At 43.8% G+C, this 12,096-nt stretch carries 15 protein-coding genes and 1 pseudogene; 11 read left to right on the forward strand and 5 right to left on the reverse strand.

Annotated elements, in window-relative coordinates; translation table 11 throughout:
- The first annotated feature begins 84 nt into the window (after positions 1-84).
- Together spoVIF and BpJC4_RS09280 are read left to right on the forward strand one after the other, a co-directional pair.
- Positions 85-342, forward strand: coding sequence for a sporulation-specific transcription regulator SpoVIF (spoVIF, locus tag BpJC4_RS09275; RefSeq protein WP_151697798.1), 258 nt, complete (start codon positions 85-87; stop codon positions 340-342).
- 100 nt (positions 343-442) lie between these two features.
- A complete protein-coding gene (locus BpJC4_RS09280) occupies positions 443-697 on the forward strand; it encodes a hypothetical protein (protein ID WP_151679710.1) in 255 nt (84 codons plus the stop codon).
- A 409-nt stretch (positions 698-1,106) separates the two neighbouring features.
- On the opposite strand, the gene BpJC4_RS09285 is transcribed toward BpJC4_RS09280, so the two are convergent.
- The 4 genes and pseudogenes from BpJC4_RS09285 to speD form a co-directional block, all read right to left on the reverse strand.
- Complete coding sequence (locus BpJC4_RS09285) at positions 1,107-1,532, reverse strand: GNAT family N-acetyltransferase (protein ID WP_151697799.1); 426 nt, start codon at positions 1,530-1,532, stop codon at positions 1,107-1,109.
- Between the two features lie 5 nt (positions 1,533-1,537).
- The gene (locus tag BpJC4_RS09290; protein ID WP_151679708.1) at positions 1,538-2,050 is read right to left on the reverse strand and encodes a YjcG family protein; all 513 of its coding nucleotides are present in this window, start codon (positions 2,048-2,050) and stop codon (positions 1,538-1,540) included.
- A 70-nt stretch (positions 2,051-2,120) separates the two neighbouring features.
- Positions 2,121-2,852 (reverse strand): alpha/beta hydrolase, encoded by a 732-nt coding sequence (locus BpJC4_RS09295; RefSeq protein WP_151679707.1) that lies wholly within the window; start codon positions 2,850-2,852, stop codon positions 2,121-2,123.
- A gap of 239 nt (positions 2,853-3,091) precedes the next feature.
- Positions 3,092-3,897, reverse strand: a pseudogene (gene speD, locus BpJC4_RS09300) (adenosylmethionine decarboxylase).
- Positions 3,898-4,141: 244 nt separating this feature from the next.
- Between speD and BpJC4_RS16140 the strand changes: the two are divergent.
- The 3 genes from BpJC4_RS16140 to BpJC4_RS09305 all read left to right on the forward strand — a co-directional run bounded on the left by BpJC4_RS16140 (position 4,142) and on the right by BpJC4_RS09305 (position 5,327).
- Positions 4,142-4,303: a hypothetical protein gene (locus BpJC4_RS16140; protein ID WP_172967508.1), complete on the forward strand. Its 162-nt coding sequence runs from the start codon at positions 4,142-4,144 to the stop codon at positions 4,301-4,303.
- A gap of 12 nt (positions 4,304-4,315) precedes the next feature.
- On the forward strand, positions 4,316-4,474 hold the full coding sequence (locus BpJC4_RS16145) for a hypothetical protein (protein ID WP_172968270.1): 159 nt from the start codon (positions 4,316-4,318) through the stop codon (positions 4,472-4,474).
- Positions 4,475-4,568: 94 nt separating this feature from the next.
- Complete coding sequence (locus BpJC4_RS09305) at positions 4,569-5,327, forward strand: YqcI/YcgG family protein (RefSeq protein ID WP_151679706.1); 759 nt, start codon at positions 4,569-4,571, stop codon at positions 5,325-5,327.
- 177 nt (positions 5,328-5,504) lie between these two features.
- Here the strand turns inward: BpJC4_RS09305 and BpJC4_RS16835 are convergent, their stop codons facing one another.
- Entirely contained in the window at positions 5,505-5,636 is a 132-nt protein-coding gene (locus tag BpJC4_RS16835) for a hypothetical protein (RefSeq protein WP_259370053.1), read from the reverse strand.
- 924 nt (positions 5,637-6,560) lie between these two features.
- Between BpJC4_RS16835 and BpJC4_RS09310 the strand changes: the two genes are divergently transcribed.
- The 6 genes from BpJC4_RS09310 to BpJC4_RS09335 all read left to right on the forward strand — a co-directional run bounded on the left by BpJC4_RS09310 (position 6,561) and on the right by BpJC4_RS09335 (position 11,750).
- Positions 6,561-6,869, forward strand: a complete 309-nt coding sequence (locus BpJC4_RS09310; protein WP_151679705.1) for a PTS sugar transporter subunit IIB — start codon at positions 6,561-6,563, stop codon at positions 6,867-6,869.
- A gap of 19 nt (positions 6,870-6,888) precedes the next feature.
- Positions 6,889-8,181: a PTS cellobiose transporter subunit IIC gene (celB, locus tag BpJC4_RS09315; protein ID WP_151679704.1), complete on the forward strand. Its 1,293-nt coding sequence runs from the start codon at positions 6,889-6,891 to the stop codon at positions 8,179-8,181.
- A 66-nt stretch (positions 8,182-8,247) separates the two neighbouring features.
- Entirely contained in the window at positions 8,248-8,556 is a 309-nt protein-coding gene (locus BpJC4_RS09320) for a PTS sugar transporter subunit IIA (protein ID WP_080612106.1), read from the forward strand.
- Between the two features lie 21 nt (positions 8,557-8,577).
- Positions 8,578-9,972: a 6-phospho-beta-glucosidase GmuD gene (gene gmuD / locus BpJC4_RS09325; RefSeq protein ID WP_151697800.1), complete on the forward strand. Its 1,395-nt coding sequence runs from the start codon at positions 8,578-8,580 to the stop codon at positions 9,970-9,972.
- Positions 9,973-10,124: 152 nt separating this feature from the next.
- Entirely contained in the window at positions 10,125-10,859 is a 735-nt protein-coding gene (locus BpJC4_RS09330; protein WP_151679702.1) for a GntR family transcriptional regulator, read from the forward strand.
- A gap of 15 nt (positions 10,860-10,874) precedes the next feature.
- Positions 10,875-11,750: an ROK family protein gene (locus tag BpJC4_RS09335; RefSeq protein ID WP_151679701.1), complete on the forward strand. Its 876-nt coding sequence runs from the start codon at positions 10,875-10,877 to the stop codon at positions 11,748-11,750.
- The last annotated feature ends 346 nt before the right edge of the window (positions 11,751-12,096 follow it).

Genomic DNA, 12,096 nt, shown 5'->3' on the forward strand with positions numbered 1-12,096 from the left:
TTTGGGAAAATCCGTTTTTTTCACTGTCATTCTGGCGCCTCCTTTCATACGATAAAACAGCTGAAAGAAAGGGGCGATCAAAACGTGGATAATCAGTTTTTTAAAAATATTGAGAAAAAAACAGGTGTCAATATGAACGATATTTTCCAGCTGGCCAATTCCCTGCAAAATGCAAACTTTAAGGACGAAAAAACCGTTCGCGGCATCATCCGGCGCGTATCGCAAATCGCAAACAAACGTGTGCCGAAAGAGCTGGAAGATAAAATCGTGGAATCGATTATCCAGGACGGGAAAAAACTGGATTTAAACACGATCAATAACATGATGAACAACGGAAAGTAAACAAAGCGGGCTTGCAAAACAGATGCAAGTCCGCTTTGATGTGTTTAAGATGACAGTAGAAAGGGTATAGGTTTTAAAGAACGAAAAAGGAGTGGCTGCTATGGGTTTCATCGCTCCAATCTCCAATTACCAGTCCCAACAATACCAGATTTATGACCAGCTGGCTTCCTGCCGTACGGAAATTGCAAAGGCAGGCGCTATATCAAAAATTTTGCCCATTCGTCGGCAATTCGGCGCTTCCGGCGATTCCATTTCCGGCTGGAAATCTGCCCTTCCGGTTAAAACCAACATGCGGACGCCGCGCTTTATAGCTAATATGACCGGTTTAGGGAAAAAAATTGATATCAAAATATAAGGATGTTTCTTTATTGAACTTTACAAAGTTTGAAAAAAATCGTTCAGGAGATATTCAGGCATGATATTTATGGACACTATAGAAATTTGAAACTGATAAACATCAGAAAACCTATAAAAACGATATCTGCTACTAAAACCCACATACTGGTTTTTAAACGGGTTGAATAGTAAATCTTAATCGTGTTATCATCTGGTTTTTTTCTCAACTTGTCATCGTAATACACAACACAGATTAATCCATAGATGCCGACAGTTGAACCTAAAATTAACGCTGCTAAATAAAGATTCGAAAACATTTCCTCACCCCTCTTAGTATAAGTATATGTATTTTTTAAATAAAATTTATTTTCATAGTATTAATATAGCAAACCGCTGAATATAAAATAGCACTTGCCTTTTCGCAAGTGCTATTTTAATGTTTTTTCCATCGCTTTATGGGGAATGCCGGCATCAAGGAATTCATCAGATGTGACGCGGTACCCGAGTTTTTCGTAAAACGGAATCGCATGCGTTTGTGCGTTTAATTTTAGTTTCGAAACACCTTGTTTCCCGGCGAAATCTTCAATGGCAAGTATTAGCCGCCTGCCTGCCCCTTTGCCGCGCACTTCAGGCAGGATGCAGATGCGCTCCACTTTTCCGTACCCGTCCATGATGCGAAAACGGCCGGCGCCTGCCGGTTTTCCCCTGTCATACAGGAGAAAATGCGTACAGTCTTTCTCAAATTTATCGATTTCTTCTTCAACCGGCACATGTTGTTCTTTTACAAAAACGGTTTTCCGAATCTGGAAAGCTTCTTCTTGTTCTTTATCGTTTTCTACAATTTTTACATCCACGTTTGTTAATCCTTTCCAAGATGAAATGTTTCATAAACGGTCCAAGTTTCGTTTTCAAGCTGGTACAATAAGTGGAAACGGTTTACCATTTCCTTATGTTCAATGCCTACCATTTCCAGCTGGCGGTAAATATCGGCGTGTTCTTCTTTCGATAGTTTCTGCCCAATGGTAATATGCGGCACAAACGGATAAGGAGGGGGATCGCCCGGCAAATGGTCCCTGAAATCGGCAAAAAGTCCTTCAAGTTCGGGTGTCGGTTCGACTTTGAAATAAATCGTGTTGCTGACAGGTTCGAACGACTTTACTTTTGTCACTTTCAATAAAAACGGGTTGTATTTTTTCGCGATCTCTTTAAGTTGCGCGGTAAATGTTTCTGCCTGATTCTCGGACGCCTCAAACGCCGCTTTTAATGTAATATGCGGGGGAATAAGCGCGTAATGCGGGTCATAACGCTTCCGGTAGGAATTGACAAGGTCCTGAAGTTTTTTGGACGGAAAAACAACCAGTGCGTACTTCAATGGTCTAGCCTCCTTTTTTTGGATTTGGATTCCGCTATGATACAATTTTATCATAAAAGTTTATGAAAAATTAATACTTTTTAAAATGGTAAAGCAGCGCCCGCCGTAATTCTTTTTGCCAATACCTCCAAGAGTGGTTGCCGTCAAATTCTTCATAAAAACCGGGGAACCCTTTTTTGGTAAGCGCGTCATGCAGTTTTCTGTTCGGTGTAACAAAATTCTGGATTTTCCCGTCGGTAGTTTTGACTTCCGTCTCGCCTTTCCCGACGATATGATAAATGTTCACGAGCTGCGGATCAGGGCATTGCTTTACGGCTGCCAACACTTTTTCATTGACGAGCGGCGACATCAGCGCGGCTTTTCCGAACGTGTGCGGGTACTTTAGCGCCGCCATTAACGATACGGTTGCCGCAAGTGAATCGCCCATTAAGGTGCGGCTTGCCCCCATTTGGTAAGTCGGAAACTCGCGGTCAAGGTATGGTACGAGTTCATGCGCCAAAAAGCGGATGTAAGCGGGATTTTGTTCGCCATCCGGATGGTATTTCCGGCGCCGGTCCTGAATATTGGCATACGGAATCCCGACAATGATCACGTCCTCAATTTTGGAATTCGCGAGCAGTTCGTCCGCGGTGCGCGCAATACGGCCGAGCTGGAAAAAATCTTTCCCGTCCTGGCAGATGCACAGCGAATATTTATAAAGCGGGGAAAACCGTGCCGGAAAATACACCCAAAGATTGAGCGTTTCCCCGAGCTCCCAGCTTTCAAACGGAAGATCTCTAATGTTGCCTCTTTCTGTTTCCATCTCCAAAACCTCCTCTACCTGTAACCCCAGTTTACCAATTCCCTTCAAAAACATCCAGATTGAGGTTCCCGGCATGCAAAAAAGCGGCAGGCTGAAGCCGCTTTTTCGGGGATCAATCGCATCATTTGATTTGCAGGTATCGGTTATCCCGTATTAAAGCCGCGGAATCCACCAGCAGTGATTCCGGGACATTCCGGTAATGTGCGCGTAGAATTTTCCCGACACCGGCGGCATCCGCCTTAAGCCATATTTTTCCCATAAAAAATTTCATCCATCTCCGTTTTCAATCTTGAGGTAATGCCTCTGATCTGATCCGGCGACAGTTCAACTTTTGTATGGCCGGATAAATAATTATCAAGATCAAATGCTTTCAGCCGGCATTTTGTATGGAAAATATGCTCCTCGTATACATTCACGTCAATCATATCGTAAAGGGCCTTGGTGGATTCCGGAATGTAGTTTTGGATTGAGCTGATATCATGGTCGATAAATAGTTTTTTTTCGTTGATGTCGTGGGTAAAGCCGCGCACCCGGTAATCGATCGTCATAATATCGGTATCGAAAGAATGAATGAGATAATGCAAAGCTTTTAGCGGCGAAATCTCTCCGCAGGTCGAAACGTCAATATCCGCACGGAATGTGGAAATGCCTTCGCTCGGGTGGTACTCCGGATAAGTATGGACAGTTATATGGCTTTTGTCAAGTTGCATCACGACCGATTCCGGCAGCGTGCCGGGCAATTCTTTCAGCTGTTCCTTTGGTACTTCGACAACCGGCCCTTCCGAAATCAGCACGGTCACGCTTGCACCCTGCGGCACGTAATCCTGCTTAGCAATGTTGAGCACATGCGCGCCAATCAAATCGGATACATTTGTTAAAATATCCGTGAGCCGCTCCGCGTTGTACTGTTCGTCAATATATTCTATGTAGGCTTCCCTTTCTTTTTTCGTTGCCGTATAGAAATGTCATACATATTAAAGCTGAGCGACTTCGTCAAGTTGTTAAAGCCGTGCAGTTGGATTTTCTCATGCGAAGATTGATCCATGTCCAACCGCCCCCTTATCGTTTTAGCATAGTTTACCCATTCGGAAGGGGATTAAACGATTGTGGCGGGATCCGGATCTTAGGTCCATGGATGGCGGCCGATTGACTTCTGCTTTGCTGGGATATTTCCTGTTTCGTGGCCAGCAAAATGTAATGGCCCAATTCGATCCGGAAAAAGCGATACGTCCGGCATGCATGTTTTCGTGGCGCGAGTAGCATATTAAAGACGGAAAGGGGGAGTCCAGTTGAAATGGAATGAACAGGCCGCGCCGAACAATCATCAGGCTTCTACTGACCTGATAGCGGCTGAAAGCGAAGAAACCGAATTTGCGTATGAAGAACTATCCGACGGCGGCGAAAGAAATAAAGCGATCCAGGAACAGCAAAAACGCCGCACACATTTATAAAGGTGGGTTCACATGGACATCAAAGTCGGTCAGGTATACAAAGAAAAACAGCATAACACCCTCGCCATGGTCGTGGCGGTCCAAAATGAAAGCGCCATCCTCGGCACCGGTAATATGGTGTCGCCGAAGACGATCGAGGATCGTTATGTGCTTGTCCGGGATGCAGAATAGCTGTGTCCCGGCCTTTTTTCACCCAAATTTCTTTTTCCTCATACAGTATGCATAAAAGCCGGTTTTTTCCGGAACATCAAATGGAGGAAAAGAAATGGAGATCAAAGAAAAGACCGCTGCCCGGACGTGGATTGAAAAAAATGCCCATGCATTGGACGGCTGGATGGTTGATGCATTTACCTCATTTGCCGCCAGGCTTTCCGATAAAAACAAGCCGTTTCCGTGTGTGCCGGCTGTGGCCGGGTTTGCGCTGGATCAGATACAATATGCTTTTATCGAGGGCGGGGAGGCTGCTGGTAGCTCATTTGCTTCTATTTTAAAAAACTATTCGGGAAACTGGCGCCAATACGGGCCGTATACGTCGCTGATCGTTTTTAGCAACCTGCCGCATTTTGAAGGCGGCATAGAGGATTATGAACAACTGTTTTGGCAGATTTTATCCGAAGCGGGAAGCCTTGATGAGGAGGACTGGCCCGCTGATATCCCGGAAGATCCGGAACATCCACTTTGGCAGTTTTGTTTCCATGGAGAAAAGTATTTTGTTTACGGGGCATCACCAGCCCATCAAAAACGCCGGAGCCGGCATTTTCCGTATTTGATGTTTGCCTTGACACCACGCGCGGTGCTCGAGCAATTTTCCAAAGATAAGCGGAAAGCGGAACGAACGAGGGCGTCCATCCATCAAAGGCTTGCAGCTTACGATTCCGTGCCGATCCATCCGGAATTGAAGCAGTACGGCGAAAAAGACAATTTTGAATGGCGCCAGTATTTTCTGCGTGATGATAACGGCCGGCCGCAAACCTGCCCCTTTGCGAAGGCAAGAAATAAAAACCGGCAAAAGCCGGTTTTTTAGGGGGTATTGCTAGACAACAAAAAAAGGGGGGTGTCTAGTTGGTATAGGGTTTTGTAACTTGTCGTTGCTACATTTTTCATAATAGCCGTTATTTCCTAAAAAATCATGAAAGAAAAATGAACTTTTGATGAGAAATGTCGTTTTTTGGGGAAAATGATTATTCATCCTCTTGCCGCTTCATTTTTTCGGCGGCTGTTTCCATTTATATTTTTGACCGATCTGTTTGATTTCCCCAATATCCCCCTTTGAATTAATAATTTTAAACAATTGATTAAACCAGTCGAAAATTTGCTCATCCCTGTTTTTCATTTTGTGCCCCTTTCCTGGTGTTAAGGTATTCTTTGATTTCCTGCCAGCAAAGCAATGCAGCGACCACCGGCGGCACACAAAACATGAAGAGAACAAAATAAAACGTATTGATAAGATGAAGATAAAACCACGTATCCATGTTTTTCACCTCCGGAAATAGGTACTTTTATTGTTCCCCATTAGGCACTGTTTTATGGATGCAGCAGACGGTCTGAATATTGCTTGGTGGAATGGAGAATCCTATAGAAAAAAGAAAGGAGAACATTGGGCATGATCAAACGGCTGTTAAGCTTGTTCAAATTGGATACAGAAGAAGACTGGGACGACTGGGATTGGGACGATGAAAGCTGGGAAGAAGAATGGGATGAAGAGGAAGAGGAAATATAGGGTGCATAAATATGCGGGATTGTGCTCTGCATTCAATTTATGCCGCATGCATGAATCGTGCCGCAAAAAACCGGATTTTCACCGCAATTGTGCCATTAAGAGGCTATTCGTACTATCTTGCATTTAACTGGGAATTTAGGTTAATTTGTGCCGGTGAAAAACAAACGGATATGTTTCGCACATAGCAAAGCCAGCGCGAGATAACAAGTGCTGGCTTTGATTTGCAAAAAAACCGGCGCCAGGCCGGTTTGGTAAGGGGAGTTTTTTCTAGACATTAAGGGGGGTATCTAGAAACTTAAGGGTTTGTTGCTTTTTCCTTGCTACAACTATAATGTAGCCCTCGCATATTAAAAACAAATGAAGGAAAAATGAAAAGAAAATGAGACAAAAAGTTGTCACAACTCCCGCTGCGCCTCTCTCAGAGTCAGGTCTTCAAAAAATGTTCAATGTTTTTTATATAAATATATAGACATTTAAAAATAAAAGATTATAATAATAAATGTAAACGATATCAATATAACTTAGGAGGTTTTTAACATGAAAAAAATATTGCTTGCCTGCAGTTCGGGTATGTCTACGAGTTTATTAGTTTCCAAGATGCGCCAATATGCCGAGTCTATCGGCGATGAAGCCGAAATTTGGGCGGTTGGCCAGGATCAGGCGCAAGATGAAATGGCAAATGCAGATGTTCTTCTGATTGGGCCTCAGATGCGTTTTATGAAAAAGAAATTGGAAAAATACGCCGAAGAAGCCGGAATTCCGATCGACGTCATTGATCCGGTTGCTTACGGGCGTGTTGATGGCGAAGCAGTTTACAAGAAAGCGCTTGAATTGATAGGCAAATAATCATGCGGGGGAGAGAAAAATGAACAGCAACAAATTCATGGACTTTTTGGAAAAAATCCTTTTGCCAATAGCGGATAAATTGAACAATAATCGATATCTGACTGCGCTCCGCGACGGTTTCATGGTTGCGTTACCGCTGATCATTTTCGGTTCTATCTTTGTCGTTATTGCAAACTTTCCGTTTTTGGACCATATCATCAGCAAAGATGCCTATACCGCTTATCAAAATGCTTTAGGCCCTGCATCCGCCGCAACATTAAGTATTATGGGCTTATTTGTTATCATTGGAATCGGATACAAATTGACCCAGCATTATGGTGGTGAAGCTTTGTACGGCGGTGTTGTTGCGCTTGCTTCATTCCTGATTTTAACGCCGCAGGTTCTGGGCAAAACAACGGGTGTGATCCCGACTTCGGCCTTGAGCGCGCAAGGGATGTTTCTGGGGATTTTTACTGCTTTTATCTCAGCGGAATTATATCGTTATTTTGTCAATAAAAATTGGACGATCAAAATGCCGCCGGGTGTTCCGGAAGCTGTGTCAAAATCATTCAGCGCGCTTATTCCAATTGCTTTAACGCTTACAATCTTTTTGGCAATCAGAATTATTTTCAGCTATACGCCGTTTGAAACGGTTCAGAACTTTATATATACCATCATCCAAAAACCGTTGACCGCATTAGGAAGCGGACTGCCGGCAACAATTGTTGCAGTGCTGTTAATCCAGCTGTTCTGGTTTTTCGGGCTCCATGGCCAAATCATTATCAACTCTGTGTTTGACCCGATCTGGTATACATTAAATGACCAAAATTTGAAAGCGTTCCAGTCAGGCCATGAACTGCCGAACATCATTACAAAACAGTTTATCGATTCCTTCCTTGTTGGAATGGGCGGAACAGGCATGACGCTTGCCGTAGTGGTTCTAATCTTTATCATCGGCAGAAGCCGGCAAATTAAAGAACTCGGCAAACTGGGCGGCCCGGCAGGCATCTTCAACGTAAACGAACCGATTATTTTCGGCCTTCCGATCGTGATGAATCCACTGGTCCTTATTCCATGGATTCTGGCGCCGGTTGTTGTTACGATTATCACCTATTTTTCAATGGCGACAGGTCTCGTGCCAAAACCAGCAGGCGTTATTGTTCCTTGGACCACCCCGATTGTCATTAACGGCTTTTTAGCAACTGGAAATCATTGGCAGGGCGGCGTTTTACAGCTTGTGAATCTGCTTGTCGTTATGGCAATCTGGTGGCCGTTCTTGAAGATCTTGGATAAAAACTACTATGAAAGCGAGAAGAAAGCATCAAATGAATAAAATTATTCGGCCTCTTTTGAATAGAGGCCGGTGTTTACTTTTAGGAGTGGATCATAAGTGGAAAACATGACAGAAATCGCATTTCAAATCATTTTATATGCCGGAAATGGCAGATCTTGTGCAATGGAAGCGATCCAGGCGGCAAAAAATGGAGATTTCGATGAAGCAGACAGGTTGATGGAAGAGGCAAAAACGGAGTTAGGCAAAGCGCACAATTTTCAAACGAAACTTCTTCAGGACGAAGCAAACGGGAATAAAAACGATATTAACGTCATTTTGATCCACTCTCAGGATCATTTGATGACCGCGTTAACAGTTAAGGACCTTGCAATAGAAATTATTGAATTGTACAAAAATAAACACGTATCAGCATGAAAAGCATAAGAGGTGTTCAATATGGCAATCAAGTATAAATTTCCGGAAGGATTTTGGTGGGGAAGTGCCACATCTGCAACACAAATTGAAGGAGCTTCCCGCGAAGATGGAAAAGGGATAAATATTTGGGATTATTGGTATGAACAAGAGCCAAACCGGTTTTTTGACGGTATCGGACCGGAAAAAACCTCTGATTTTTACCACCGTTATAAAGAAGATATTCAATTAATGAAAGAAACTGGGCACAATTCTTTCCGCTTTTCCATCTCCTGGTCAAGGCTCATTCCGGGAGGCACCGGAAAAGTGAATGAGAAAGCTGTCGACTTTTACAACCGTGTCATTGATGAACTTATTCAAAACGGCATTGAACCGTTTGTGAATTTATTCCATTTCGACATGCCAATGGAATTGCAAAAAATCGGCGGCTGGGAAAACCGGAAAGTCATTGATTCCTATGCGTCGTACGCCAAAATATGTTTTGAAACATTCGGGGATCGTGTAAAAAAATGGTTTACGTTTAATGAACCGATTGTTCCGGTTGAAGGCGGCTATTTATATGATTTTCATTATCCAAATGTCGTCGATTTCCAAAGGGCGGTTCAGGTTGCTTACCATACCGTTTTGGCGCATGCAAAAGCGGTACAAGTTTTCAGAAAAACCAATATAAAGGATGGCAAAATCGGCATCATTTTGAATTTGACTCCTTCGTATCCAAGAAGCCAGCATCCGGCTGATGTGAAAGCCGCGAATATCGCAGATTTATTTTTTAATCGCAGTTTTCTGGATCCGGCAGTAAAAGGTGTATATCCGGCCGAACTGGTTGAACTGTTGAAAACATACAGCTTTTTGCCAAAAACAGAAGAAGGCGATCTGAAACTGATCCGTGAGAATACGGTTGATCTTCTTGGCGTCAATTACTACCAACCACGCCGCGTAAAAGCAAAAGAAAATTTGCCGAATCCGTATGCACCGTTTATGCCGGAAAGGTTTTTCGATGATTATGAGATGCCGGGTAGAAAAATGAATCGCCACCGCGGTTGGGAAATTTATGAAAAAGGAATTTACGATTTGCTGATCAATTTGAAAGAAAATTACGGCAATATTGAGTGCTATATTTCCGAAAACGGGATTGGCGTGGAAGGCGAAGAAAAATTCCGAAATGAGGAGGGGATGATTGAAGACGATTATCGTATCGAGTTTATCCGTGAACATTTGAAATGGCTGCACAAAGCGATCCGGGAAGGGGTGAATGTAAAAGGTTATCATATGTGGACGTTTATGGACAACTGGTCATGGACAAATGCTTATAAAAACCGGTACGGCTTTGTTTCTGTCAATCTTGATAAAGACTGCGAACGAACCATTAAGAAAAGCGGATACTGGTTTAAACAAGTGGCGGAGCAGAACGGGTTTTAAGGAACAGGGTGCGGGTGCCTGCAGTGTCCGCCCCTTATTGCTTTCGGAGCAATGTGAAGTTTTAAACAATTTATGAGGAAAACGTTTGAAAAAACGTGTATACTAGTAATAACCGTATAGCCAGATATTAGTAAGGCAAAGGGGAATGATGAATGAAACAGGCGCCGAAAGCAACAAAATACGAGAGCATTTCTCATGAAATCAAAAGAAGGATTTTAGAAAAAGAATACCCATATGATGCGCCCATTCCCGATGAAATTACCTTGGCGAAAGAATTCGGCTGCAGTAGAATGACAATGAAAAAGGCGCTTGACATGCTTGTGATGGATGGACTGCTGTATCGGAAGCGGGGGCATGGCACGTTTATCGTAAAGTCTGCTGTGGATAACCAACTTGTTAATGTATCGACAAATGAGTCACTTGGCCTGACCAATTTGCTGAAAGATAAGGATATTAAAAGTAAAACGATTACATTTGAAGTGATGTTTCCGGATGAACATATCGCATCTCATTTATCGATCACAGTACAGACACCGGTTTACCATATTATCCGACTCAGGATCGTGGAGGGGGAGCCCTATGTGCTGGAGGAAACATATATGCCTGCCGAGTTGATCAGCGGCATTACCGATGAAGTACTGCAATCATCGATTTACAGCTATATTAAAAACCAATTGCATTTGACGATTGGTGGATGCCACCGCAAAATCCGGGCGGACAAGCCGAATGAACTTGACCAAAAATATTTAAAATGTGCTCCGGATGATCCGGTGCTGGAAGTGGAACAAATTGGCTATTTAAATACCGGCGTGCCTTTTGAATATTCTTTCTCAAGGCACCGCTATGATAAATTTGTGTTTACCGCAGTCAACATACAAAAAACATAAAGGGGAGGAATCACAATGTTATTTGGCGGAATTGAAGCCGGTGGCACGAAATTTGTTTGTGCGGTCGGGGATGAAAATGGAAACATCCAGGAACGGGTCGAGTTTCTAACGCGCGATCCGGGAGATACAATGAAAGATGTGACTGAATTTTTTTCCCGCTTTGAAGTGAAAGCACTTGGCATCGCATCATTCGGGCCGATTGATGTCAATCCGGCGAGTGAAACGTACGGGTACATCACCACAACGCCGAAAACGGCATGGCAGCACTATCCGATAAAACAAACAATGGAAAAAGCTTTGGGCGTCCCGGCCGGTTTCACGACGGACGTGAACGGTGCCGCGCTTGGGGAATTGATGCTCGGCGCGGCAAAGGGTCTTGACAGCTGCCTGTATATTACGGTCGGTACCGGCATCGGCGCCGGTGCCATTGTAAAAGGCCAACTGCTTGAAGGATGGTCACACCCGGAAATGGGGCATATTTTAGTGCGCCGCCACCCGGATGACCATTACGAAGGCACCTGCCCGTTCCATCATGACTGCCTTGAAGGCTTGGCCGCAGGTCCGGCGATTGAGGCGCGCTGGGGGAAAAAAGGGAAAGATCTCGCCGGGCACCCTGAAGTGTGGAAAATTGAAGCCGATTACCTTGCACAGGCGCTCATGCAGTATATTTTAATCGTGTCGCCGAAAAAAATTATTCTGGGCGGGGGCGTGATGCACCAAAAGCAATTATTTCCGCTCATTCATCAAAGGCTTGGCGAACTGATTAACGGCTATGCCAAGCTGCCGGAACCGCTGTCCGAATATATCACCGCACCCGGCCTTGGAAACGATGCCGGCATCACGGGTGCGATTTTGCTCGGAAAACAGGCGTATGAAAATACACAGAAATAGCAATAAAAGATTTGTCCCAAAAGTCGGTAAACATACTTTTGGGACAAACCTATTTCAGAGGAAAAATTACAGTAAAGTACTCTTTACAATGCTTCTAAGGTCCATTTCGAGGAGAAAAAATTGATTAAAATGGTCTTTTAAAATATCGCCGCATTTTCTATGTAAAAAGGGCTTTTGGGACAGTCCCTTTTTTGTGCCAGGATGGAATAGGTTTTGGAAGGAAAAAAAGCGGAATGGAATGCAAATCTCGCGTTTTGGATCGTTCTGGAAAGTAAAGTTGTTATTTCGGAATGAATTGTTGCCGTATGAATCAAAAAATCATTATATTACTGCCCAGTTCGCGGTC

It is taken from the genome of Weizmannia acidilactici (assembly GCF_008974185.1).
Taxonomy (GTDB): domain Bacteria; phylum Bacillota; class Bacilli; order Bacillales; family Bacillaceae_C; genus Weizmannia; species Weizmannia acidilactici.

Coding starts and splice junctions, on each gene's coding strand:
- BpJC4_RS09280 (WP_151679710.1), top strand. CDS start 443: ATGGGTTTCATCGCTCCAATCTCCAATTACCAGTCCCAACAATACCAG.
- BpJC4_RS09295 (WP_151679707.1), bottom strand. CDS start 2,852: ATGGAAACAGAAAGAGGCAACATTAGAGATCTTCCGTTTGAAAGCTGG.
- BpJC4_RS16145 (WP_172968270.1), top strand. CDS start 4,316: ATGGACATCAAAGTCGGTCAGGTATACAAAGAAAAACAGCATAACACC.
- BpJC4_RS09305 (WP_151679706.1), top strand. CDS start 4,569: ATGGAGATCAAAGAAAAGACCGCTGCCCGGACGTGGATTGAAAAAAAT.
- BpJC4_RS16835 (WP_259370053.1), bottom strand. CDS start 5,636: ATGAAAAACAGGGATGAGCAAATTTTCGACTGGTTTAATCAATTGTTT.
- BpJC4_RS09310 (WP_151679705.1), top strand. CDS start 6,561: ATGAAAAAAATATTGCTTGCCTGCAGTTCGGGTATGTCTACGAGTTTA.
- celB (WP_151679704.1), top strand. CDS start 6,889: ATGAACAGCAACAAATTCATGGACTTTTTGGAAAAAATCCTTTTGCCA.
- BpJC4_RS09320 (WP_080612106.1), top strand. CDS start 8,248: ATGACAGAAATCGCATTTCAAATCATTTTATATGCCGGAAATGGCAGA.
- gmuD (WP_151697800.1), top strand. CDS start 8,578: ATGGCAATCAAGTATAAATTTCCGGAAGGATTTTGGTGGGGAAGTGCC.
- BpJC4_RS09330 (WP_151679702.1), top strand. CDS start 10,125: ATGAAACAGGCGCCGAAAGCAACAAAATACGAGAGCATTTCTCATGAA.
- BpJC4_RS09335 (WP_151679701.1), top strand. CDS start 10,875: ATGTTATTTGGCGGAATTGAAGCCGGTGGCACGAAATTTGTTTGTGCG.